The following is a 24,047-nucleotide window of genomic DNA, read 5'->3' on the forward strand; positions in this document are numbered from 1 at the left end:
TTCTGAAGACAACGGGCCTTTTTTTTAAGGGCTTAAATTTTATGACTAAAAATCTATTTGTTCGAAAAACCACAATCCATGCCCCGATTTCCACTGTCTTTTCCTGGCATGCGGCAGATGGTGCCATCAACCGACTCACGCCGCCATGGGCACCCCTGTCGTTGGTGGCAAGAAAAGGCAGGGGGATTGATCCCGGCGTTGAGGTTACATTCAGAATAAAAATTTTTGGGATTCCAATGATATGGGAGGCCCGACATATTGATTACAAAGAAAACACAATGTTTCGCGACTGCCAGGTCAAAGGCCCTTTTGCCGAATGGGAGCACAGCCATTTGTTTTATGAAAAATCAACGGATGTAACCGTGATGGAGGATCAGGTCAGATTCCGGCTTCCCTTTGGTATTTTCGGCCTTCCCTTTAACGGATATGCCCAAAGACAGCTTGAGCGTATTTTTTTCTATCGGCATCAGGTGCTCAAGTATGATATGGAGAACCGGGTAGGACAAATAAAAAAGCAACGGATTCTGATCTCAGGCGGATCAGGCACCCTTGGGAAGGCCCTGGTTTCTTTTTTAAAAACATGTGGTCATGAGGTGATTCGTCTGGTTCGGGATCCCCGAATGCATGCTCAAAATGACCGGTCAAAAGATGTGCTTTACTGGGACCCTTACAAAAATATTTTAAATATGGATGCGGTCGGGCCTGTGGATGCGGTAATCAATTTAAACGGGGTAGATATTTTAAAAGGAAGATGGAACAGGCGTCGGCGTGCCAAAATTTTAGATTCACGGGTGATTCCCACTCGGGTGCTTGTTGAGAAAATGAAACGTATGGCCCATCCCCCGTCTACCTTTATTTCCGCCTCTGCCATCGGGTTTTATGGTGATGGTGGAGACCGTATATTGACAGAGAAAAGCGGGCCCAGGGACTGTTTTATATCCCGGGTCTGTCGTCAATGGGAAGACGCTTCCTTTGGCGCCACGCAGGCAGGTATCCGTACGGTGCAACTGCGAATCGGGGTGGTGCTGACCCCTGCCGGCGGGGCGCTTGAACGTATGTACCTGCCCTTTTTGATGGGGCTTGGCACACGACTGGCCCATGGTAGGCAGTACATGGGCTGGATTGGTATAGAAGATGTTCTGGGCGGCATTTTTCACATTCTTGCAAACAAAGGAATCACCGGACCGGTAAATCTTACGGCGCCTGAACCTGTGACCAATGGTGAATTTACCCGTACCCTGGCACGGGTGTTGGGTCGCCGTACTCCCTTTGTCCTGCCAGAGGCACTGGTGCTGGCCCTTTGGGGGGATATGGGAAAAGAGACTTTATTGGCTTCGACCAGGGTTATGCCTGAAAAATTAATTCAAAGCGGCTATCGCTTTGTGCATCCCCGACTGGAAATGGCCCTGGGCCATGTGCTGGGCAGGCCTGCTGCAAAAAATACTGATGGAACAATGTAAATGACAATCCGATTAAAGATTTTATTTTCCTTTTTAATGATTTCAGCCCTGGGGCTGGGATATGCTGACATTTATTTCCCTGTGGAAGGTTTTAATTTTGAGCGTCTGCACATATTTTTATTCAATCTGTGCACCGGCGGCACGATTTTGCTTTATTATACTGAACAGCAGTCTGCAGTCTCCGGTCGTGTGAAGCTGTTTTTTGTGCTTTCCCTTGTCTATGCGTTTTCTGCATTCCTGAAGTGGTATTCGCTTACTTTAGCCGTGTCCGTGGTGCTCTGTGCCCTGGTAGAAAAAATACGTATTAACAAATTTTCCATTGTGCCCTATCAGTTTTTTTTGTCAAGGGTGCCGGTGTCTGAAAAATTTCACCAAGCATCCTTATGGTGCCTGTCCATCGGCATTGCCATGGCGTCTGTGGTGATTATCAACAATGAATATGCCCATTGGGTGTACATGGAGAAGCTGACCCTGAATACTTTTTTTTTGGGGTATTCATTTCCCTTGTCTTTGATTACCCTGTCCCTTGTTTTCGATATGCTTAAAAAAATTGAAGGCCCCCAGAGTAAAGCCATCATGGAATTATGCTTCTGGATCATCACCCTGGGGGTGATTGTATTTTTTATATTCATTCTGTTTGAACAATTTTTACCCCAGATTTTTGTGACCGCTGCATTGTTCACAGCCGTTATCATGGTCTTCATGCTTTATTACACATTTGCGGACAGCATGCAGCAAAAAAAGTTTTTAACCTCGGGCATTGGATTTCTCATTGTCACGGCAGTGACCGGTATTGCCTATATCTGTTTTCAGATGCAGGACGGATATGATCCCATAAAGACCAAGTGGCTGCTCCATATTCATGTGTTTGCATCCCTTTACGGATGGAACCTGTGCGGCCTGGCTGTTATCTGCCGGTTTGACGATTTTCCCATCAGGCTTCACTCGGCAACCGTAATTCTGGTACACTGGCTGACGGCTCTGGTGCTGGCACCCATGGGTATTTTTCAAGGATGGTTTGCGATAGTGGCCATTTTCGGTTATGCTTTTATTACCTTAACCCTGTTTTTTTCAGGAAACGGAAACATTAATTATGACCAGTAACCGGGAAAAAATTAAGCAGCTTCTGTCTCATTTTTCAGGGACATCCAGGGTGCTTGTAATCATCAATGCAGACCCTGATGCCATTGCATCTGCCATGGCTGTGAAGCGCATTTTGTGGCGACGGGTCAGTGAAGTCGTGATTGCCTATTTTAATCGGATCACCCGGCCGGACAACCTGGCCATGATTGAGTATACCGAAGCCGGAATGGTCCCATTGGCTGATGTGGACAAGTCCTTGTTTGACAAATTTGTGGTGGTGGATTCCCAGCCCGAGCATAATGAAAATTTTTCCTCTATTGAATATGACGCAATCATTGATCACCATCCATTGTCATTTTCCGGTAGTGGTCCTTTTGTGGATATCCGGCCGGATTACGGAGCATGTTCAACCATGTTCACCGAATATCTGCGCAGCCTGAAGGTAAAGCCGTCGGCTAGATTGGCATCCGCTCTGATGCTTGGGATAAAAACAGATACGGCCAATTTTACCCGCCAGGCCTCTTCCAGGGATATCCGGGCTTTTCAGTTTCTGTACAAATATGCGAACATGAATATTGTCACTAAGGTGGAACGGGCATATATGACTGAATCTGACTTGGATTTTCTGGGTAACGCCATAAGACAAAGGATAATCCGGGACAACCGGGCCTTTTATCATGCCGGAACCATTCACAAACCCGATGAACTGGTGGTGGTTGCCGATTTTTTTCTATCCATTGCCGGGGTAAATTGGAGCGTGGTGTCGGGAGTGGTGGATAAAAAACTGATAGTAATCCTGCGCAACGACGGCCTGCGCAAAGGCGCCGGAAAGACTGCCCAGGAAGCATTCGGTAAATTCGGGTCTGCCGGGGGGCATAAAACCATGGCCAGGGCTGAGCTGGATATTTCTTTGATCCGTAAGGAGATCAAGCGGGTAAACCAAAAGGCCTTGACCCGGTGGGTGGTTGAACGGATCACCCAAACCGCCGGGAAAAAGATTGAATAGCCGGTACCGGTTTTAGGGGGAAGTGAAAACGCCGGTTGACAATCAAGTGCAACCGGCGTTGAATGTTTTAGGCGATTCCCGGACCTGCCTACAATTTGTGACAGGGCCGGGAGAGGGCGTTACTCTTTTTCAAATTCGTCTTTGGATGCGCCGCAGACAGGACAGACCCAGTCTTCGGGAAGATCTTTAAAAGCGGTGCCGGGATCAATACCGCCATCTGCATCACCTTCTGCCGGGTCATACACGTAACCACAGGGACCGCATACATATTTGTCCATATTTTTCTCCTTATTTCTTTTTGTTGCTTTATAACTACAGGCTCAATCCAATATTAAACCTGCGGGTAGATTTGATTATATAGCTAATACGCTTCGTCCATGTCCAGATCTTCGTCAGTAATAGGGTCTTTGAACAAATGGTAGGACCAGGACTGGTATGCAATGACAATGGGAATGAAAATTGAAACCACGACCAGCATTATTTTAAGGGTCAGAGGGCTTGACGATGCGTTAAATGCAGTCAGGTTCCAGGCCGGGTTCATGCTTGAGGGAAACAAAGCCGGAAAAAGGCCGAAGATTCCGAAAAAAGTACATCCCATAATAGTCAGGGCCGATGCAAACCAGGCTTTGAACCATGCCTTTTTTGCGTTGAAATAACGTGCAAGAAACATAGCCGCCACAGCCAGGACAATCACTAAGAACAGGGCTGGGGATTTGATGTAATTGTCATAGAGACTTGTTGCAAAAAATGAGGCGATCAGAAACGCCACGGCTACAGGCACAAGCACCATCCATGTTTTGGCGGCAATTTGGGCAAAGCGTTCCTGCAGTTCTCCTGTGGCCTTGATGGTCATCCAGTTGGCCCCATGAAGAATGAACAGCAGGACAAACAATATACCGCCGAGAAGTCCGTAAGGGTTCAGCAGCTTCAAGGTATTGCCGTGGTACAGGCCCTGGTTGTCAAAGGGAATTCCTGCAAAAATGTTGGCAAAAGCCACCCCGAACAAGAGGGCCGGAAAAAAAGATCCCAGAAAAATCAAGGTATCCCATGTTTTTTTCCAGCCTGGGCTTTCAATTTTTCCCCTGAAGTGCAGAGCCACACCCCTGAAGATCAATGCAAATAAAATGAGCAGCAGCGGGGTGTAAAGGGATGAAAACATGGTGGCGTATACTTTTGGGAACGCTGCGAAGGTTACGCCGCCGGCTGTGATCAGCCATACTTCGTTTCCGTCCCATAAAGGGCCCTTGGCATTGAGCATAACCCGTTTGTCCCGATCTGTTTTTCCGGCAAACGGATATAGGATACCGATGCCGAAATCAAATCCGTCTGTCAGGAAAAAAATCGCCCAAAGAAGTCCCCATAGAAAAAACCAAATTGATTGAAGTTCCATTTACTCTATCCTCCTTATGCGGTAACGGCCTCAGGGCCTTCTTTAACGGATTTGGCCATCAGGTAGAACCCCACAGCCCCAAGCAGGCCATAGACCAAGATAAATGCCGTAAGTGATACCATAACCTGGGCGCCGGCAATCGGGGACGCCGCATCGGACGTACGCATCAGATTGTAAACAATCCAAGGTTGGCGTCCCACTTCAGAAACCACCCATCCCATTTCCATGGCGATATATGGCAAAGGAATGGACCAGAACATGATTTTTAAAAAATTGGGGCTTTCCAGCAGCTTGTTGCGCCGGATCCAGCCGTAAATCATAAGAAGAATGAAGAGGGTGCCAAGTCCCACCATGGTCCTGAAGCCGACAAATGTCGGCAGCACCGGTGGACGATCCTGTTTGGGGATATCTTGTAACCCAATGACCTCGGCATTGAAATCATGAAACCCTAAAAAACTTAATAATCCGGGAATAGAGCCGATTTCGATCTTGTTTTTTTCCTGGGTTTCATCGGGTATGGCAAACATGACAATGGGAGCCTGAGCACGGGTTTCCCAGTGGGATTCCATGGCTGCCAGTTTGGCCGGCTGGGTTTTGGAGACGTTAACGCCATGCATATCTCCTGTTAACCCTACAGTCAGAGAACTGACAAGGCCGACAACCAGAGCGATCCTGAAAGATTTTAAAAAAATTTCGGTATGCTGTTTTTTCAGCAGATGGTACGCAGAGATGCCCATCACAAAAAAGGATCCTAAAAGCAGGGATGCCGGGACCACATGGATGATTTCCAAAAGACCGTGCTTGTTGGTGATCACCGCCAGAAAATCAGTGAGTTCCGCACGCCCGTTTCTGATATCATATCCCACTGGATTTTGCATGAACCCGTTGGCAATCAAAATCCAGACGGCACTGAAATTGCCGGCTATTGCCACCAGCCACATCACAATGGCATGGGCCTTGGCTGAAATCTTTTTCCAGCCGAAAATCCAGATCCCGATAAAGGTGGATTCAAGGAAAAAGGCGGCGGATGCTTCAATGGCCAGAAGGGAACCAAATACATCCCCCACATACTCACTGTACCGGGACCAGTTGGTGCCGAATTGAAATTCCAGAGTGATGCCGGTGACAACGCCCAGGGCAAAATTAATTAAAAACAGCTTTCCCCAGAATTTGGTCATCCTCAAATAATTTTTGTCCCCTGACCAGGCATACTTGGTCTCCATGTACGCGATCAAAATGGACAGGCCAAGGGTTAATGGAACAAAAAGAAAATGGAACATGGTTGCTGCTGCAAATTGCAGTCTGGACAGAAAAACCGGATCCATAAATTCCTCCAGGTTAAAAGTTGATTAAAAAAGTTTTTATAACGATTGTTACAATTAAAATTGTGTTTTCCATGCTTTGCGCTTAATTGGCTTGCTCCTTTAGGTTTAAAGTTGTCTGGATTAACTTTAGCAAGGCTTTAGGCAAGTAACATGCCAGTTTCCAAGTTGGATTGTAATGACGCCGAAGATCTTTTTGAATTTTGTTGTCAGCATACCGGAATGTTACCGGATTTTCAAGTCGAGCCTGGACTTTTGAAAATCATTTTTTTGACATCTGGTTTATGTCGAATGTCTGTATTTCAGCGTCAGCAATTTGTTGGTCAGGAATTTACTGTGTTCCGCGCCGCATGCCATCATCAAACTTATGACTGACGAGTAAAAATCTGTCGTCTTTTTTATCCTATGATTTTGTGCTATTTTGACTTTTCTGTAATGGTTAATCGGGGGTGAATGCCTCTATTCCCCAATGTCGGTATATTTTTTACGATTAAAATGCCCGGCATGTAAACAACTATAACAACATTGGAGCAGGTAGCTTTAAGGTTGGTTAAGAAGGACTGAAAATGAGAAAAGAAAATATATTGGTAGGGATACTGGTGGTACTGGCGGTGGGTGGGATATATCTATACAACCGGTCTGCGGCGGATTTAGATACCGGGGCCCCCCGGGTCAACATTGAACCGCCTGCTGCTGGAAATTCAACCTCGCAAAATTCATCAATGTCACCGCCCCAAAATATATCCTGGAATGATTACACGCCGGGCATGAGCCTGGCCAGGGAAGAGGGTAAAAGCATTTTTCTTTATTTCCATGCAGCCTGGTGCGGATACTGTGTTAAATTAGAAAAGGAAACATTCACGGATGACCGCATTAAAGCCTATCTGAACGATCATTTTATCAGCATTGGCGTAGATACGGATAAACGTGAAAAACTGGCACGCCAATGGGGGGTCCGGGGGCTTCCAAGCCTTTGGTTCCTGGAAGCGGACGGGACAAAAATTAATAATCTGCCCGGATTTGTCAATGCGGATCAGCTGCTCTCGATATTACAATATATCCACACCCAAAGTTACAGAACCATGAATTTCCAGGAATATGTCCAACAAGAAAGCTCTTGATTCATTCTTCTGATAAATTCCTGCTTGAATATCTGATGCGATCTATGATAGCGCAAAGGTCTTGTTGATTGGTTTTTATTTTAGGAGAATTGAAGATGATACGGGTCGGCATTATTGGCGGGTCGGGACTGGATGATACTGATATTTTAGAAAAGTGTAAAAAAATTGAGGCAGACACCCCCTATGGTCCGCCTTCCTCTGATATCATGACCGGTCTGATCAACGACACCCAGGTATTGATTCTGGCAAGACACGGCCGCAAGCATCAGTACAGCCCCACCCAGGTGAATAACCGGGCAAATATATATGCCCTCAAACAGGCCGGTGCCACCCATATCCTTGCCACAACCGCCTGCGGCAGCCTGAGGCAAGAAATCGACCGGGGCCATTTTGTGATTCTGGATCAGTTTATTGATTTTACCCGGTTTCGTAAAAATACCTTTACCGACTCTTTTGAGCAAGGCGTGGTTCACACGGCCATGGCGCATCCCTTTGATGAGTCCCTGCGCAATGTGCTGTACAGATCCGCCACGGAGCTGGGACTGAAGGTCCACGGCAAAGGATGCGTGGTAACCATCGAAGGCCCTCGATTTTCAACCGTGGCCGAATCCAACATGTTCAGGCTGTGGGGCGCGGATGTCATCAATATGTCTACGGCACCCGAGGCCATGCTGGCCAATGAGGCGGGCATCCCTTATGCGGCCGTGGCCATGGCCACGGATTATGACTGCTGGAAACAGGATGAAGCCCCGGTCACCTGGGATGAGATTTTATCTGTGTTCAACAAAAATGCAGATAATGTCAAGCAATTGTTCATCAAGACTGTTTCAGAAATAACAACCATGGCCTGATCCGGTCTGTCCACCCAGGCGCAACCTGGAACAAAAAATGAAAGTAAAGTATCAACTATATATGCGTAGAGGAGAAACAATAAAAAATGGATTTAAAGCAAAATATTAGAAGTATTCCCAACTGGCCCATCAAAGGGGTGATTTTCAGAGATTTGACCACATTGATGCAGGACCCTAACGCATTTAGATATTCCTGTGATATTTTCTACGACCGCTATAAGGACAAGAATCTTGACAAGATGGTCGGCATTGATGCCAGAGGCTTTGTGTTCGGTGCAGTGCTGGCCTATCGCCTTGGTATCGGTTTTGTCCCGGTGCGCAAGAAAGGAAAGCTGCCCCACAAAACCATTGAGCAGAGCTACAGCCTTGAATATGGGGAAGGCATCCTTGAGATGCACGAGGATGCGGTTACCCCCGGCGAAAAAGTGGTCATTGTGGACGATCTCATTGCAACCGGCGGCACTGCGGGGGCCACGGTCAAATTGGTTAAACAGCTTGGGGCTGATCTGCTGGAATGCGCCTTTGTTGTAGAACTGCCTGATCTTAAAGGTCGGGAACAGATCCTCGGCTGTCCCGTGTTCAGTATCACTGAGTTTGAAGGAGAATAATTTAATGTGAGGGCTCAGGAGGAGCAGATTCATGAAAATTAACCTTATCCATTTAGGCTTGCAGGTGACCGCCTTCCTGCTTCTTTTATTTTTTTTCATTCCGGCAGGATGCGGATTTCGTACGACAGGACATATGGCGCACAGTCCGGCACTCATGGAACAGTACCGGGAAAAGCTGCTCCCTGAACAGTTATCCTATTTTTACTGTGGCAGGGAAAATCTGCCCTATGCTGTGGTGGGCATTGACCCTGCCTATACGTTTGAAACAAAATTCTGGGTTCCCATTGAAGCCGGACCGGATCTTTATCGCAAGATCGACCATTTAAGTAATCTGGAAACCGGCCGGAACAGAATGTACGCCAGAAGCATTATTGGTCCGGCTGGAAACACCATAGGTGTTTGGTTCTCATTTTATTATTCCACAGGTATGATTGTAGATGATTCAAATCACAAGATTCAGGTGTTCAACCCTTACAGGCCTGAATCCGGATTCCATTTTTTTTGATTTCTATGTTCAATCTGATCAAAAGCAATCGTATGGAAAATCTGGCCCAGGCCCTTTGCACCGTAATCGGCAAGGTCCCTGACAATCCCATATCCTCCGAATTTATAGGGATTCAGTCCCGGGGCATGAAACAATGGCTCTCCCAGGTGATTGCCCGTCATTTCGGGGTGTGCGCCAATGTTCGTTTTATGTTTCCCCGGCAGATGCTTGAATATATCCGGGAGCAGAGCTGCGACAATCAGGAGACAGGCGTTTCAGAATCGGGTTTGCTGAACCGGGACATGATGGCCTGGGCTGTTCTGGATATACTCATGGCCAAGGGGTCGGAGTCGGCCCGGGCAGATATTGATTTTATCGGTCCTGGAACATACCTAAAACATGATGACACCGGTACCAAAGCCATGGCGTTAAGCCACAGAATAGCAAACGTTCTGGATGATTACCAGGTATACCGTCCGGACATGCTCGCGGCCTGGGGCAGGGGGGAGAACCAAGCATTTGCAGATCCCCATGCCTTGTGGCAGGCTGTTTTGTGGCAGGAGTTGATCAAAAAAGGCGTGTCCCTGCCCGACCAAATGCAGGCCTGTGTTGCCGCCCTTGAAACCGGTGCCGTCAATACAACGGCTTTACCCCGGCGTATATCCCTGTTCGGGATCTCTGCCATGCCCCCATTTTTTCTGAATCTTTTTAATCTGTTGGGCGGGAAGATAGATGTGTTTCTGTTTTTGCTCACCCCAACCCATCAGTTCTTTTTTGATCTGCCTTCGCCGCGACAGCAGGAAAAGGCAGCATTGAAAAATAAGGCTGTTTCAGAGTTGCCGGAAGAGGGAAATCCCCTGCTTGGTGCCCTCGGTCAAAGCAGCAGGGAAACCCAGGGCCTTCTTGAAAATTTTGATTATGATGAGCCCATGGGCGATCTGTTTGAGGACCCGGCTGCCATGCCGGATGACACGACGCCGGATGGCCAGGGCGTTGCCGATATGCTCAGGGTGATTCAGTCCGATATCCTGAACCTTGTCTGGCGGGGCAAGGGCAGGGCAGATGCCGCCATTGCCGTTTTAACCGGCGATGATTCCCTGGCCGTTCATGCCTGTCATTCCCCCATGCGCGAAGCCCAGGTGCTCAAAGATCTTATCCTGGATGCCTTGGACCGTGATCCCGGTCTTTGCCCCCATGACGTGGTGGTGATGATGCCGGATATCGAAGCCTATGCCCCGTTTCTGGAGGCTGTGTTCTCCCAGTCACCGGGGCTGCCCTTTACTGTGTCGGACCGCCGCCGACGTTCTGAATCTTTAACCCTTTCCGCCTTTTTAAATATCCTTGACATGAAAGAGGCGCGTCTTGAAAAATCAAAAATCATGGGACTTTTATCCTGCCCTGTCATTGCCGATAAGTTCGGGCTGACCATGGGAGACCAGGACCTTGTTTCTTCCTTATTTGACGCTGCCGGGATCTTGTGGGGCAGGGACGGTGCCCATCGCGAAAAAATTCTGGGCCGGCCCTATGAACAAAACACCTGGACCTTTGGCCTGAACCGGCTCATGGCAGGGTTTGCCCTGCCCGAGGCAAGTACCGTGTTTGTCAATGATGTGCTTCCCTGCGACGGATTTAAAGGGCTTGAAGGGGAGATTTTAGGAAAAGCCGCCCATTTTATTTATTCTCTGTTCAAGGCACTGGACCTGATGGATTCCCCCGGCACGATCCGGGAGTGGACCACCCGGTTTCGGACCATTATTTCGGACATACTGGCAAAGGATCTTGGCAATGACGGGGACATGGCTGTACTGCTCAATGCCCTGGATGATATGGAAAAGCAGGCCGGTCAGGCCGGGTTTGAAAGACCGATCTCTTTTTGCGCTGTTCGCCTGGCCCTGACTGCCAAACTTGATGTGCATATTTCCCAGGGCAGTTTTCTTTCCGGGGGCATTACATTTTGTAATCTCATGCCCATGCGCAGCATCCCGTTCAAGCTTGTCTGCCTTATGGGAATGGATGCCCAAAGTTTTCCCAGGACAGGCACTTCCCCCGGATTTGACCTGATCCGCCCAAACCCCCGGCTTGGGGACAAGCAGGATCGCCAGGAGGATTGTGAGCTTTTTCTGGAGGCTTTGCTGTGCGCACGTCTTCGGCTTATTATTACCTATACCGGCATGCGCATCAGTGACAACGCTCCGGTTCCCGTGGCCTCCCCTGTGGCGGAACTGGTTGATACCGTTAAAAACAGCTTTGTCTTTCCCCAGGGGTTCCAATGGCAGTTTGCCCACCCTTTGCATCCGTTCAGTCCGGATTATTTTTCAGATACCCGTGGGCCTGGATATTTCTCCTATTCAAAAGCCCAGTGCCGTATCAGCAGGAGCCAGAGCACCAGGAACAAAGGACAAGGAGAGAATGCCGGCGCACCCGGTTTTTGTTTTCGGGCTCCGGATGGTGACAACGCTGTGAAACAGCAGGCATCGGAAGAGATGCCGATGATTGCACTTTCCGATCTCATTGCGTTTTTCAGGCATCCTGTCCGGTATTATGTCACGGATACCCTGGGCGTGATATATCCGGAGCCGGGAGAGGAGCCTGATGAGCGGGAGCCTTTCAGGCTGTCCGGGCTCTCCCTTTACGATCTGGGTTCCCTGGCGGTTGAAAATCGTGAAGACATTGATCTCTATTCCTTGGTAAAGGCCCAGGGCCGGCTGCCTTTTGGAAACAAAGGAAAGCAGGAATGGGCCAGGATTAATGATCTGGCAGAACCTGTAAAGTATCTGGCCCAAAATGAACTCCCTGACACAAATCCACAGATACTGGATTTGTGTTTCCAAACAGAGACCTGCTGCATCACAGGCCGGGTGACGGATGTGTATGACCAGGGCCGGGCCGTGGCAGGTTTTGGCAGACTGAACCCCTCCCGGCTGCTGACCCAGTGGATTATGCACCTGGCCTATTCGTGTGTTGAAGAACACCCAGGCGCCACCGTGATGGTGGGGCAGGACCCCAAGGGCAAAAAGCTTGCGGTAAGATTTCAATTTTCTGCCGTTAAAGAAAAGTCCCAAGCCCGGGCGTTGCTCCTGGATCTGGCCGGATATTTCCTGGACGGAAAGGCACGAGTTTTTCCCTTTTTTGCCGATCTTTGTTTCCATCTGGTTTGGGATTTATCCTCACGGAACTATGACCTGTCAGCATCATCCCTCTCAACGGCGACAGGCAAATGTGCCGGCTTGTGGCGCAACACGTTTAATTCAACCGGGGAGAGCTTTAACCGATACACTGCCCTTGTTTTCGGCCAGGACAACCCCTTTTCAGATCCGTTGACCCTTGAGCATTCCGGGGTGCTGGATGCAGGCCTTGCCGTATACAGGCCCATGCTGGCGTGTTTAATATTATGAACAGACCTGCATTGCCTCTGCCCCTTGACCCCTTTGCCCTTGATCTTCAAAAGATCAGCCTGATCGAAGCCAGTGCAGGAACCGGAAAGACATATACCATCACCACCCTGTTTGTCCGGCTGGTGGCCATGGGATATAAGGTGGAATCCATTCTCGTGGTGACATTTACGGAAGCCGCTGCCGCAGAGTTGAAATTAAGAATCCGGAAACGTCTGGTTCACTGTCTGATGGTCTTGTCCGGCCAGGAAAGTGATGAATACGCGCCGGACGATCTCACTGTCTTTTTGCAAAGACAAAATGATGCGGATAGAATCCGTCGCCTGCTTCGTCTCGCAGTGACCTGTTTTGACCAGGCCGCAATTATGACTATTCACTCTTTTTGTTTTTCGGTACTCAGGGAAAATGCCTTTGAAAGCAATGCCCATTTTGACATGGAACTTATGGCGGATAACCGGGGCTTTGTTGACCAGGTGCTTCGGGACTTTTTTTCAGGCCGCATCAACCATCTGGATCCATTGTTTTTATCTTTTCTGGACCAGAACAATATTACCCCGGAGACCTTTGCCAAAGGCCTTCTTCGTGCCGCATCCCAGCCGGACGTCAGAGTGGTGCCGGAACAGCCGGCGTTTCAAGACATTTGGGATGATTACAGAAAGACCGTTAATTCAGCCGCGCAAATTTTGAGCCAAGAACCGGAAGGTATCCGGAACCTGATCCAGAACCATGCAGGGATAGATAAACGAAGTTACAATAAAAAGAATCTTTCCAACTGGCTGGATGCCTGTCAAGCAAAATTTGAAAGAAGCCCCGGCACCGATCTGCTGTTTGACATGAATGAACAGGGAGATGCCCTGTATAAATTTACCCGGACCCGGCTGACAGAAAAAACAAAGGCCGGCCACACCCCTCCGGTCCATCTTTTTTTTGACCTTTGTGAACGCCTGCTTGACCTGTCCCGGTCCATGGCGGCAAATCTTATTGCATTACGATATCTGTTTCTTGATGATTATGCAAAGGCCCTGGCTGCCATGAAGCAGGGGCAGGGTGCATGTTTTTTTGATGATCTGATCAATGATCTTTCAGCTGCCCTGGACGGGCCGGGCGGCCATGTGTTGAAAGCGGCTGTGAGAAAACGGTTCCATGCCTGCCTCATTGATGAGTTCCAGGACACGGACCCGGGACAGTACAAAATTTTTTCCATCCTGTTCACGGATCCGGGTACTCCCTTTTTCATGATCGGCGATCCCAAGCAGGCCATTTATGGTTTCAGGGGCGGTGATATTTTTACCTATATGACCGCGTCCAGGGCCTGCGACCAACGCTTTACCCTGGCAAAAAATTATCGTTCCGCGCCGGCCATGGTGCAGGCCGTGAATACCATTTTTTTATCAAAAGACAATCCGTTTGAATTTGAACTCATTCCTTTTCAACCTGTGGGAACCCCAGAGACAGCTGTTGAGCGACTGGTCTGCAACGGTCTCCCTGTTCCGCCTGCAACCTTTGTGCTTGTGGACACAGAAGGGCTGCCCGGTAACAAAACCGGTGTAATAAATAAATCCGATGCCCAGGATCTCATATTAGACACCTTTGCAAAGGATATGCTTTCCATTTTAAAGGATCCCCAGACCTGTCTGCAGGGCAAGGACAAATCCGGCGATCAAGGTGCGGCAACACCGGTGACGCCGGGGGAGATGGCTGTGCTGGTGCGCACCAATCTCCAGGCCGAGGCGGTGCAAAAGGCACTTGTTAAACGGGGCATCCCCTGCTTTTTGTCCAAAACGGGTTCTGTGTTCGATTCCGTTCAGGCCCGGGAGCTTTATGACATCCTTTGCGCAGTGGCCCGTCCCGGGGAGATGGGCCTGATCAAGGCGGCTTTGGTATCATCAGTGTACCAGGCGGATGAGGCGTTTTTAAGGCGCATGAATACCGATGATACCCTTACGGGATTCTGGCAGGACCGGTTTGCAGGCTACAGGCGGATCTGGGAAGAAAAAGGCTTTGTTCCCATGATCACGGCCCTTTTGTACCAGGAGGATGCCCTGCCTTGCCCGTGTCTCCATATGGATGAACGGGGACTGACCAATCTATTTCATTTAAAGGAGCTTTTGGCCCAGGCCGCCATGAACCTGGGTAAAGAGAGCGCGTCCAAGATCAGTTTGCTCATTGAATGGTTTCGAAAACAGCTGTTTGAACAAACCCGGCAGGCCACAGCCGATGAGCTTCGCCTGGAAAGCGATGCCCGGGCCGTGGCAATTGTCACCATCCACAAAAGCAAGGGACTTGAATACCCCATTGTATTTCTGCCTTTTTTGTGGCACGTCGGCACCGTCAAGGATACCCATGCGCCTGTTTTATTCCATGACCCGGAAGAGAACAATGTCCTGGTGCTGGATCTGGGTTCGGAGAACAGGGAACGGGCCGTGCAGCTGAACCGGAACGAAGCAGCTGCCGAAGAGATGCGTCTGCTCTACGTGGCCCTGACCCGGGCGTCGTCCGGTGTAAGGATATATTGGGGAAATTTTGCAGGCATTGAAGGCTCTGCGTTAGCACGCCTCTTGCATCCTGGCAGTTCAGGGAAAGATCACAGCTTGCTTGCGGATCTTGAAAAATTGTGTGAAAAGTCAGATCAAAGCATTGAAGCCTTCATACTGAAACCCGGTGCCCTGCCCGAAGGCATCTTTGATGCTCAAACGGTTCAAGATAATGATTTTACCCCAAAGATCATGACCAGAAAGGTTGCCCCTGCCTGGCGAGTATCAAGCTATTCAGCCCTGGCTTCAGGACACAACCATGATCCTGTGCAGGACGGGCAAAAGGAGAGGCAGGAACCTGCCCCCGATCTCTTTGTGAAAGATGCTGCACCTGCCACGGATATTGTGCCCCTCTCCACCTTTCCCAAAGGCCCGGGGGCAGGTGATTTTTTCCACAAGGTGTTTGAGGAAATTGATTTTTGCGATCCTGCTACCATTGAACCGTCTGTTGTCAGCAACCTTGACCGGTTTGGGTTTGCCATGCCGAAGGCTGTTCCGGATATCTGCGATGCCGTCAAGGGTATTTTATCCGCCCCCCTTGATACGGGGCAGGGCCGTTGTTTTTCCCTGGATCAGATTCCGCTGAGCCACCGGCTGGTCGAGATGGAGTTTAACATCACCATAGACCGGTTTAGCCCGACAGCCCTTGGTAAACTGTTCGAAAAGGTTGACAAAGATGAAAAAACTGCCGGTTACGGTGCCAGGATATTATCCATGCAGTTATCCGGGTTTCAAGGGTTTTTAAAAGGATTTATCGATCTTGTGGTCTGCCATGAAAACCAGTGGTATATCCTGGATTACAAGTCCAATTACCTGGGGCCTTGTTTCAGTGATTATAGTCCTGCAGCGCTGACGTCGGCCATGATCAGTCACGATTACATTCTGCAATATCATCTTTACCTTGCGGCCCTGGACAGGTATTTAAGGTTACGAGTGAAAGATTATAATTATGGGGAACATTTTGGCGGCGTCTTTTACCTGTTTATCCGGGGGATGGCCGGGAACACAAACACCGGGATCTATTTTGACAGGCCCGGCAATGAATTGATAAAACAGTTGAGAACACTTTTATCTTGAAATTTCAGGAGGAACAATGACCTTTTTATTGAATCTACTCTGGTTTGTACTTGGCGGGGGATGGGCTGCAGGCCTTTTATGGATTCTTACAGGCTGCATTTTAATGCTTACGGTTATAGGCATTCCCTTTGGCTGGGCTGCGTTCAGAATTGCAGGATTTGCCGCCTTTCCTTACGGCAAGACACTTGTGGATGCCAGGGCTGTGGGCGAAGAGGTGATCACCGGTACAACCCTCGCCAACATTTTGTGGATCATCTTTGCCGGGATATGGCTGGCCCTTTCGCACATTCTGGCAGGCATCAGTCTTTGTGTGACCATTATCGGCATTCCCTTCGGCTTCGCCCATTTCCGGCTGGCTGCTGTATGTTTTGCACCTTTAGGAACACGTACGGTTTCGATTTAACACATAATGAGTTAAATTTATAAAACAAAACCTAAAAATACAAAAAATCAGGAGAAACTATATAGTGAACACAACAAAGGCATATGCGACAAGATCATTGATAGTTATTGTGCTGTTTATGGTGACCATTGGCGGGGCGATAGGTGCCGGAATCTATTTTGGATTCAAGAAGATGGCATTGCTCTTTGCACCAGGATCTGATGGCATAATCACTATACCGGGAATTAATGCGACAATTACAATTCAAAGCCTGGCTGATGTGGCTCAATTTTCAGATATGGTCACGACCCAATATATTGCCCAGGTTGTCCTATTTACAATCCTTGTTTTTTTAGTTTTAGGCCTTATTCTCTGGGGTGTTTTAAAATTAAGCGTCGCTTCATTGTTTGGCGCTCTTGCTTCCATGCCGGTTGATCAAAAAGGCCGTGAAGGAGATGACGGCGCAAAGAAAAAGGACTTTGTGGATAAACGATTGGAACAAGAGCGGCAAAAAAGACTTTTTCTGCATTTTATATCGGTGTTACAACGGGAAGGGCGGTTGCTGGATTTTTTTGCCGAAGAACTGTCGGTCTACGATGATGAGCAGATTGGCGCTGCCGTTAGAAGCATACAGGAAGACTGCAAGAAAAGTGTCAACAAGTATCTGTCCCCGGTGCCGGTTATTGATAAAGAAGAAGGGGATATTGTTGAAGTTGAATTGGGGTTTGACCCCAATGCCATAAAATTAACGGGGAATGTTTCCGGTGAACCTCCTTTTAAAGGGGTGTTGAGGCATCGGGGATGGAAGGCTGCAAAAAATGAGGTACCCAAACTGTCAGATGTACAAGACACCTCCATTATCGCACCGGCAGAAGTAGAACTTGAATAAAAAAAATTTATTGATTTGTAGGAGTGAGCCGTGAAAGAGGGCCGATATATCGTTGGAATAGATCTTGGGACAACAAATTGCGTAGTGGCCTACGCAGATATGCAGGTTGAAAGAGTACCCAGGGAAATGGCAAAAATAAACCTTTTCAGGGTGCCGCAACTCACAGGCCCCGGGGTGGTTGAATTAAGAGACTCTCTTCCCTCTTTTCTTTATGTCAAGCAAGGACATGAAGACGATTCGGACGCCTTACAGCTGCCATGGCAAGAAGATGATGCGGTGACTGTCGCAGGCGAATTTGCCAGGGAGCGAGGTGCCGAAGTTCCCCATAAACTGATCTCTTCGGCAAAGTCATGGTTGTGCAATTCGGCGGTTGACAGGGAGACGCCTATCCTGCCCTGGGAGACCACAAAAGATATTAAGAAGTTGTCTCCGGTTCAGGCCTCATGTGCGCTGCTCAGGCATATAAAAAATGCCTGGAATCATGAAATGGCTGCTGATGATCCATCTCTTTGTCTTGAAAATCAATCCATCTACCTGACGGTTCCGGCATCATTTGATGCGGTGGCCAGGGAATTGACGGTGAAATCTGCGCAGATGGCCGGTTTGAAAGATATTGTCCTCATTGAAGAGCCGCAGTCCGCCTTTTATGCCTGGATTGACAAAGCAGGTGACGACTGGAGAGATGAAGTCGAAAAAGGCGATATTGTCCTGGTCTGTGATATCGGCGGCGGTACCAGCGATTTCAGCCTGATTGAGGTGAATGAGGGGGAAGACGGCCTTTTAAACCTTGAGCGTGTGGCTGTGGGCAATCACCTTCTTGTCGGGGGGGATAATCTGGATTTAACACTCTCATACTTTCTTGCGGCAAAGCTTCGGGAAAAAAATCAGAAACTGGACGCCTGGCAGATGAGAGGGCTTGTTCACTCCTGCAGAAAAGCAAAAGAAGAATTGTTTTCATCCCAGGGCGCCGATGAATATCCCGTAACGGTTCTGGGAAGAGGGTCCGGCCTGATTAAAGGAACGATCAAACTGAGCTTGAAACTGGCAGATATACAGCAGGTCGTGCTGGATGGTTTTTTCCCAGTATGCAGCCTGGATGACAAACCTGCGCGAAGCAGTGCTGCAGGCATCAAAGAGTTTGGTCTTTCCTATGAATCCGATCCTGCCATCACACGGCATTTGGCCCAATTTATATCTTCTCACACAGACGATCAGGGCAATCCAAGGCTGCCGACGGCGGTTGTTTTTAACGGTGGCGTCATGAAGTCCCCTATGATCAGGGAACGGGTTTTAAGTGTCCTGAAACAATGGCACAGTGCATCCGGGGGTGGAGAGATTCGGGAAATCAATGCGGTTGACTATGATCTTTCCGTGGCTTGGGGTGCCTCTTATTATGGTCAGGCCGCCCGGGGAGATGGAATTAAAATACGCGGTGGGCTGGGTATGTCCTACTATATGGCTATTGAAGCGGCCATGCCCGCCATCCCCGGGCTTGCCATGCCGACCAGAGCCCTTTGCATTGCCCCCTTTGGCATGGAAGACGGGAGCCATGCAGAAAGCAAGGATCGTCTGTTTAATCTGGTTGTGGGCGAGAAAGTCACTTTTGATATCATGAGTTCGCCCAATCGCCATGATGATCAGCTCGGAGATGTGATCGATAATTGGGATGATATGGGGATCACGGCGTTAACCTCCATTGAAACAGAGCTGGACAGAACGGGAACGGATGAAGGATTTATACCTGTCACCTTTGAAGTCAAGGTAACCGAGATCGGCACGCTCGAATTTTGGGCCTGTTCACGGGATGATGATCGCAAATGGCGTTTGGAGTTGAATGTAAGGCCCAAGGCGTAGTGGCGGGTAGGAGCTTATAGTGGATTTTCAAGATAAAAGATACGTGGTCGGGATTGATCTGGGAACTACCAATTCGGCGGTATCATATGCTGATCTGACCTGCATGGACACAAAGGGAACCGGTGTCGGCATTGACAATGAAATAAAAGTGTTCAAGGTGCCACAATTAACCGGGCCGGGCGAGTTTTCCCCTGTCTCAGTGCTGCCCTCTTTTTTATATATTCCGGGTGAGTATGATGTTTCCAAAGATGCACTAACGCATCCATGGAAAAAGGAAAACGACATGTTTGCCGGTCTGTTTGCAAGGGAGCATGGTTCACAAATTCCTTCCCGGCTGGTTTCATCTGCAAAAAGCTGGCTGTGTCATTCCCGGGCCGACCGTGAAGCGCCTATTCTGCCGTGGGGATCCCAGAATGTGGAGAAAATTTCTCCGGTCAAAGCGACCAGTGAATATTTGAGACATATTCGAAAAGCGTGGAATCACTTTGTTAAAGATGAGGATTTGTTTCTTGAAAATCAATTTACGGTCATCACCGTTCCTGCATCATTTGATGAAGCGGCCCGTGAATATACCCTGAAGGCCGCAAGAGATGCCGGGTTTGGCAACAATATAACACTGCTCGAAGAGCCCCTTGCCGCCTTTTATGCATGGGTGACACGCCATGAGCATGACTGGCAGTCCCATGTCAAGACCGATGATCTGATCCTTGTGTGTGATGTGGGGGGAGGAACCACCGACTTCACCTTGATCTCATTGAAAGAGTCCCAGGGCAGTCCCCGGTTTGAGCGGGTGGCTGTCGGGGATCACCTCATTTTAGGCGGAGACAATATAGACCTGATGCTGGCGCGTTATGTCGCATCAAAATTTACCCAAAAAGCAAACCTTACACCGGATCAATGGAAAACACTGAGTTACAAATGCCGGGCCGCAAAAGAAAAGCTTCTTTGTTCGGACAGTGATAAAAACGGTGATAAAAACCGGGTTAGAATTGTCTTAAGGGGTGAGGGACGCTCTCTTATAGCCAATACATTGTCGGCAGATCTGGAAAAAAATGAGCTGGAAGAGATCTTGTGCAACGGCTTTTTCCCAGAGGTTGAGCCCAGCATTGCCAATCCCAAAAAAGCAGGAAAGGCAATGGCCGAATTTGGTCTTCCGTATGAGCAGGAGCCTGCAATAACCCGTCATATCGGATGGTTTTTAGAGCGCCATCGTAACAGTATTAAAGAGACTCTGGGTAAAGAGCCCATACCTGATCACATTTTGTTTAATGGCGGATCACTGAAACCATCCGTGTTTCAGAACAAAATCAGGTCGGCTATTCGAAAATGGTTTTCCTGTGAGGATCAGGCGTTGCCGGTGATGCTGGACAACAGTGATCCGGATCTTTCTGTTGCCCTGGGGGCCTCTTATTATGGTCTTGTCAAGCAGGGTGTCGGCGTGCGTGTCGGCAGCGGCAGCCCCAGAAGTTATTATATCGGAATTGCTTCGGATATTCTCCGGAATACAGATCGTTCCCCCAATGAACATAAAAACGGTGAAACCAACGGGACAACCTGTGAAAACGTACTGTGCATTGTGGAGCGTGGTCTGGATGAAGGCTCGTTAATCCAGTTGCCGGAGATGGAATTTGAGGTCGTAACCAACCAGCCGGTTCTTTTTTCAATGTACAGCTCCAGTTTCAGATCCGGTGATAAAAGTGGGCAGATACTGCAGGTTGATGACTCCCTGACACCGCTGCCGCCTCTCAAGACCATTATTAAATTTGGAAAAAAAGGGGACTCAAAACGGATTCCGGTTAAGGTTGAGGCTGAATATACCGAGATGGGAACCCTTGCGATGTGGTGCCGCTCAAGCGTATCCTCCCATCGTTGGAAACTTCAGTTTCAATTGCGGGAACCCCAAGCCGGTGAAACCGACGAGAGTGAAGTGTATGATGATGATACGGTAAATAATGTCCGCAATCTGTTGACGGACGCCTTTTCCGGATCTGCCGACAACGCCCGGTTATCTTCCGTTGTAAAAAATATAGAAACGCTGGTTGAGACAAAGAAAAATAAATGGCCGTTATCCTTCCTTAGAGCCGTGGCAGATCATCTGATTGAAAATGTCAGATGGCGGGAAAATAGTCCGGAGCATGAAATTCGATGGTTAAACCTGACCGGGTTTTGTATGAGACCGGGCTTTGGTGATGCTTTTGATGAAGCGCGTATGCCAAAATTGTGGAAGGTGTATTTACAAAGAAACGTTTTCCCTAAAGCAAAGCAAAATGCCGTTGAATGGTGGATATTTTGCCGCCGAATTGCAGGGGGGCTGACTGCCGGTCAACAGCGGCAGTTTTTTCAGGATGTTTCCGGCTATTTATTGGCAAATAACGGTGCGGGGAAAAAAGTACCTAAGCAGGAGATGACTGAAGTGTGGATGGCTGCAGCAAATATGGAGCGCTTGTTGATAAAGGACAAAATCGCTTTGTCACAAAAGCTGATCCCACAGTTGAAACCGGACAAAACACCGCATCAAATGTTTTGGGCCTTGTCCAGACTTGGCGCAAGAGAGCTTCTTTACGGTTCTGTGGATAGAGTTGTCCCTGCAAAAGAGGTGGAACGGTGGACAAAAAAATTGATCAAGATCCGTTGGAATCCCAAGGATCAGATCGCTGCTGCCTTGGCCCAGATTCTTAGGAAAACCGGAGATCGAACGCGTGATGTTTCCCGGGATATTATTCAAATAATGGTTCCGTGGCTTGAACAGATGCAGGCGCCTAAAAAGTCATTTGATATAATTCATACCGTTGTGCCCATTGAATCAGCCGATGAAGCGTCCATTTTTGGGGAAAGTCTGCCCCAGGGCCTTATACTCAGCAGTCTCCCCAGGAAACAGTAACGTTACCAGTCTATGGGAAAATAATCCTTTAAAAATTTTCCACACCAGTGTTTTCCAGTTAGAATGCCGTGGAAAAAAGGATCGCAGATCCGGGCTGCGCCATCCACAATATCCAACGGGGGCTGAAAATCGTGGCGTTCCTGTTTTAATTGGGCAAGGCGTGCCGGATCCTCATCCGTGACCCAGCCGGTATCCACGGCATTCATATAAATGCCGTATTTGGCAAGATCCTCGGCAGCCGTGTGCGTGAGCATGTTTAGCGCTGCTTTGGCCATATTGGTATGCGGATGACGGCTGCCCTTTTTAAAACGCAGGAATTTGCCCTCCATGGCCGATACATTGACAATGTGTTTTTGACCGGTAATGTCTGCTTTCATCATCCGGGCCAGACGGTTGCACAGAACAAAGGGGGCCACATTGTTGACCAGCTGAATTTCCAGCATCTCCGCAGTCTCAATTTCTCCCAGTTTCAGCCGCCAAGAGTTGGTTTTCCGAAGATCCACCTGCTGAAGATCGGCATCCAGCATCTTTTCGGGAAATACCTCGGGCGTATTTATACTGTGGTCATAGGCGTAGGGGATCTGGGAAAGTTGAGCAGACTGCCGCAACCCGATGCCGGGGGCTGTGCCGTTCCAGGAGACCGGCAGCACCTCTTTTTCGCCCACAGGACGGGGGATCTGTGTTGTAACCTGGGCCAGGCAGTCCCGGTAATGGCCTAAGAGCATGGCCGCTTCAGGGGATAAAGATGAAATATCTTTTTGTTCGGTCTCCATCAGGTGGGCATAAAATCCGGGTGGACGTCGGACGGTCTGGGCCGCATTATTGATCAAAATATCAAGGCGTTGATATGTCTGTTTGACATGATCGCAAAATAGCTCCACGCTGGGAATATGACGCAGATCCAGCCCGTAGATATGGAGCCTGTGCCCCCATTGGTCAAAATCAGGTTCTTTGGAAAATCTTAACGCGGAATCCTTGGGAAAGCGTGTGGTGGCGATTACCCTGGCCCCGGCTTTAAGCATCATCAAGGTGGCCTGGTATCCGATTTTAAGCCTGGAGCCTGTGATGACGGCAATTTGTCCTTCAAGGGATGCGGTCTGGAACCGCTTTTGGTAATTGAGTTGTGCACATTCAGGACACATGCTGTCATAAAAATGGTGAAGCAATGTAAATTCCGCTTTGCATACATAGCAGTTGCGGGGGGAATCGAGGCGTTCTGCCGCTTTAGGGCTTTCAACCGCAGGGCCTTCAAGCCGGGGGGGCGCCGAGAATACGGAGGCTTCCCTGGCCTTTCTGATCCCTGTTTGGGCTCGCATCTGCCGCTCTTTTGCCACAACGGCTAAGCGAATTTGTCGTTTTTTATCCTTGTTGCGCTTTTTTATTTCAGCTTTGTCCGGCCGGGATATTTTGCCGGCCGCCTTAATCAAAGCAATGCGATCGGATTCGGAAATTTTTGCCAAAAGCTCAGACCGGTTCGCCAAGGTTTCCAGTACCCGGATGCAGCGGTTAATGTCTTCAAGTATCTGGTTTTCATCTTCTGGGGCGGTTTGTTCCCGGCAAAGGGTTTCCACGGTATTGGTTTCCTTTTTAAACATAGAAAAATGGCAATTATTATAGCTGATTAGAAAAATTGTCAACCCGGGTATGGATTTGTCAATGATCGGCCTTAAAAAAAAGCCGGCAGTCTAATTTTAGACTGCCGGCTCAGTATTT

At 48.7% G+C, this 24,047-nt stretch carries 18 protein-coding genes; 14 read left to right on the plus strand and 4 right to left on the minus strand.

Features of this window, described 5'->3' with window-relative positions:
* The first annotated feature begins 41 nt into the window (after window positions 1-41).
* From DESPODRAFT_RS16600 to DESPODRAFT_RS16610, 3 genes are read left to right on the plus strand one after another with little or no spacing between them, the layout of a single operon-like run.
* The gene (locus DESPODRAFT_RS16600; protein ID WP_004075065.1) at window positions 42-1,460 is read left to right on the plus strand and encodes a TIGR01777 family oxidoreductase; all 1,419 of its coding nucleotides are present in this window, start codon (window positions 42-44) and stop codon (window positions 1,458-1,460) included.
* Entirely contained in the window at window positions 1,461-2,564 is a 1,104-nt protein-coding gene (locus tag DESPODRAFT_RS16605) for a hypothetical protein (RefSeq protein ID WP_004075067.1), read from the plus strand.
* A complete protein-coding gene (locus DESPODRAFT_RS16610) occupies window positions 2,554-3,549 on the plus strand; it encodes a DHH family phosphoesterase (protein ID WP_004075069.1) in 996 nt (331 codons plus the stop codon). The genes DESPODRAFT_RS16605 and DESPODRAFT_RS16610 overlap by 11 nt, the downstream gene beginning before the upstream one ends.
* A gap of 119 nt (window positions 3,550-3,668) precedes the next feature.
* On the opposite strand, the gene rd is transcribed toward DESPODRAFT_RS16610, so the two are convergent.
* From rd to DESPODRAFT_RS16625, 3 genes are all read right to left on the minus strand, one after another.
* On the minus strand, window positions 3,669-3,827 hold the full coding sequence (gene rd, locus DESPODRAFT_RS16615; RefSeq protein ID WP_004075073.1) for a rubredoxin: 159 nt from the start codon (window positions 3,825-3,827) through the stop codon (window positions 3,669-3,671).
* A gap of 83 nt (window positions 3,828-3,910) precedes the next feature.
* The gene (cydB, locus tag DESPODRAFT_RS16620; RefSeq protein ID WP_004075075.1) at window positions 3,911-4,939 is read right to left on the minus strand and encodes a cytochrome d ubiquinol oxidase subunit II; all 1,029 of its coding nucleotides are present in this window, start codon (window positions 4,937-4,939) and stop codon (window positions 3,911-3,913) included.
* 14 nt (window positions 4,940-4,953) lie between these two features.
* Entirely contained in the window at window positions 4,954-6,264 is a 1,311-nt protein-coding gene (locus DESPODRAFT_RS16625; protein ID WP_004075077.1) for a cytochrome ubiquinol oxidase subunit I, read from the minus strand.
* 150 nt (window positions 6,265-6,414) lie between these two features.
* On the opposite strand from DESPODRAFT_RS16625, the gene DESPODRAFT_RS20160 reads away from it, so the two are divergent.
* From DESPODRAFT_RS20160 to DESPODRAFT_RS16675, 11 genes are all read left to right on the plus strand, one after another.
* Complete coding sequence (locus DESPODRAFT_RS20160) at window positions 6,415-6,636, plus strand: hypothetical protein (protein ID WP_157488519.1); 222 nt, start codon at window positions 6,415-6,417, stop codon at window positions 6,634-6,636.
* Between the two features lie 191 nt (window positions 6,637-6,827).
* The gene (locus DESPODRAFT_RS16630) at window positions 6,828-7,382 is read left to right on the plus strand and encodes a thioredoxin family protein (RefSeq protein ID WP_004075079.1); all 555 of its coding nucleotides are present in this window, start codon (window positions 6,828-6,830) and stop codon (window positions 7,380-7,382) included.
* Window positions 7,383-7,477: 95 nt separating this feature from the next.
* Window positions 7,478-8,233 (plus strand): S-methyl-5'-thioadenosine phosphorylase, encoded by a 756-nt coding sequence (gene mtnP, locus DESPODRAFT_RS16635; protein ID WP_004075080.1) that lies wholly within the window; start codon window positions 7,478-7,480, stop codon window positions 8,231-8,233.
* Between the two features lie 86 nt (window positions 8,234-8,319).
* The gene (locus DESPODRAFT_RS16640; protein ID WP_004075082.1) at window positions 8,320-8,841 is read left to right on the plus strand and encodes an adenine phosphoribosyltransferase; all 522 of its coding nucleotides are present in this window, start codon (window positions 8,320-8,322) and stop codon (window positions 8,839-8,841) included.
* Between the two features lie 31 nt (window positions 8,842-8,872).
* On the plus strand, window positions 8,873-9,346 hold the full coding sequence (locus DESPODRAFT_RS16645) for a hypothetical protein (protein ID WP_004075083.1): 474 nt from the start codon (window positions 8,873-8,875) through the stop codon (window positions 9,344-9,346).
* A gap of 5 nt (window positions 9,347-9,351) precedes the next feature.
* Window positions 9,352-12,720 (plus strand): exodeoxyribonuclease V subunit gamma, encoded by a 3,369-nt coding sequence (gene recC, locus DESPODRAFT_RS16650; RefSeq protein ID WP_004075086.1) that lies wholly within the window; start codon window positions 9,352-9,354, stop codon window positions 12,718-12,720.
* Window positions 12,717-16,328, plus strand: coding sequence for an exodeoxyribonuclease V subunit beta (gene recB / locus DESPODRAFT_RS16655; protein WP_004075088.1), 3,612 nt, complete (start codon window positions 12,717-12,719; stop codon window positions 16,326-16,328). The genes recC and recB overlap by 4 nt, the downstream gene beginning before the upstream one ends.
* A gap of 16 nt (window positions 16,329-16,344) precedes the next feature.
* The gene (locus tag DESPODRAFT_RS16660; RefSeq protein WP_004075090.1) at window positions 16,345-16,731 is read left to right on the plus strand and encodes a YccF domain-containing protein; all 387 of its coding nucleotides are present in this window, start codon (window positions 16,345-16,347) and stop codon (window positions 16,729-16,731) included.
* Between the two features lie 64 nt (window positions 16,732-16,795).
* A complete protein-coding gene (locus tag DESPODRAFT_RS16665; RefSeq protein ID WP_004075092.1) occupies window positions 16,796-17,599 on the plus strand; it encodes a DUF2760 domain-containing protein in 804 nt (267 codons plus the stop codon).
* 30 nt (window positions 17,600-17,629) lie between these two features.
* Window positions 17,630-19,453, plus strand: a complete 1,824-nt coding sequence (locus DESPODRAFT_RS16670) for an Hsp70 family protein (RefSeq protein WP_004075094.1) — start codon at window positions 17,630-17,632, stop codon at window positions 19,451-19,453.
* Window positions 19,454-19,472: 19 nt separating this feature from the next.
* A complete protein-coding gene (locus DESPODRAFT_RS16675) occupies window positions 19,473-22,334 on the plus strand; it encodes an Hsp70 family protein (protein WP_004075096.1) in 2,862 nt (953 codons plus the stop codon).
* Window positions 22,335-22,336: 2 nt separating this feature from the next.
* Here DESPODRAFT_RS16675 and DESPODRAFT_RS16680 read toward each other — a convergent pair whose 3' ends face one another.
* Entirely contained in the window at window positions 22,337-23,905 is a 1,569-nt protein-coding gene (locus tag DESPODRAFT_RS16680; RefSeq protein WP_052314749.1) for an SDR family NAD(P)-dependent oxidoreductase, read from the minus strand.
* Window positions 23,906-24,047 lie beyond the last annotated feature (142 nt).

The organism is Desulfobacter postgatei 2ac9 (assembly GCF_000233695.2).
Taxonomy (GTDB): domain Bacteria; phylum Desulfobacterota; class Desulfobacteria; order Desulfobacterales; family Desulfobacteraceae; genus Desulfobacter; species Desulfobacter postgatei.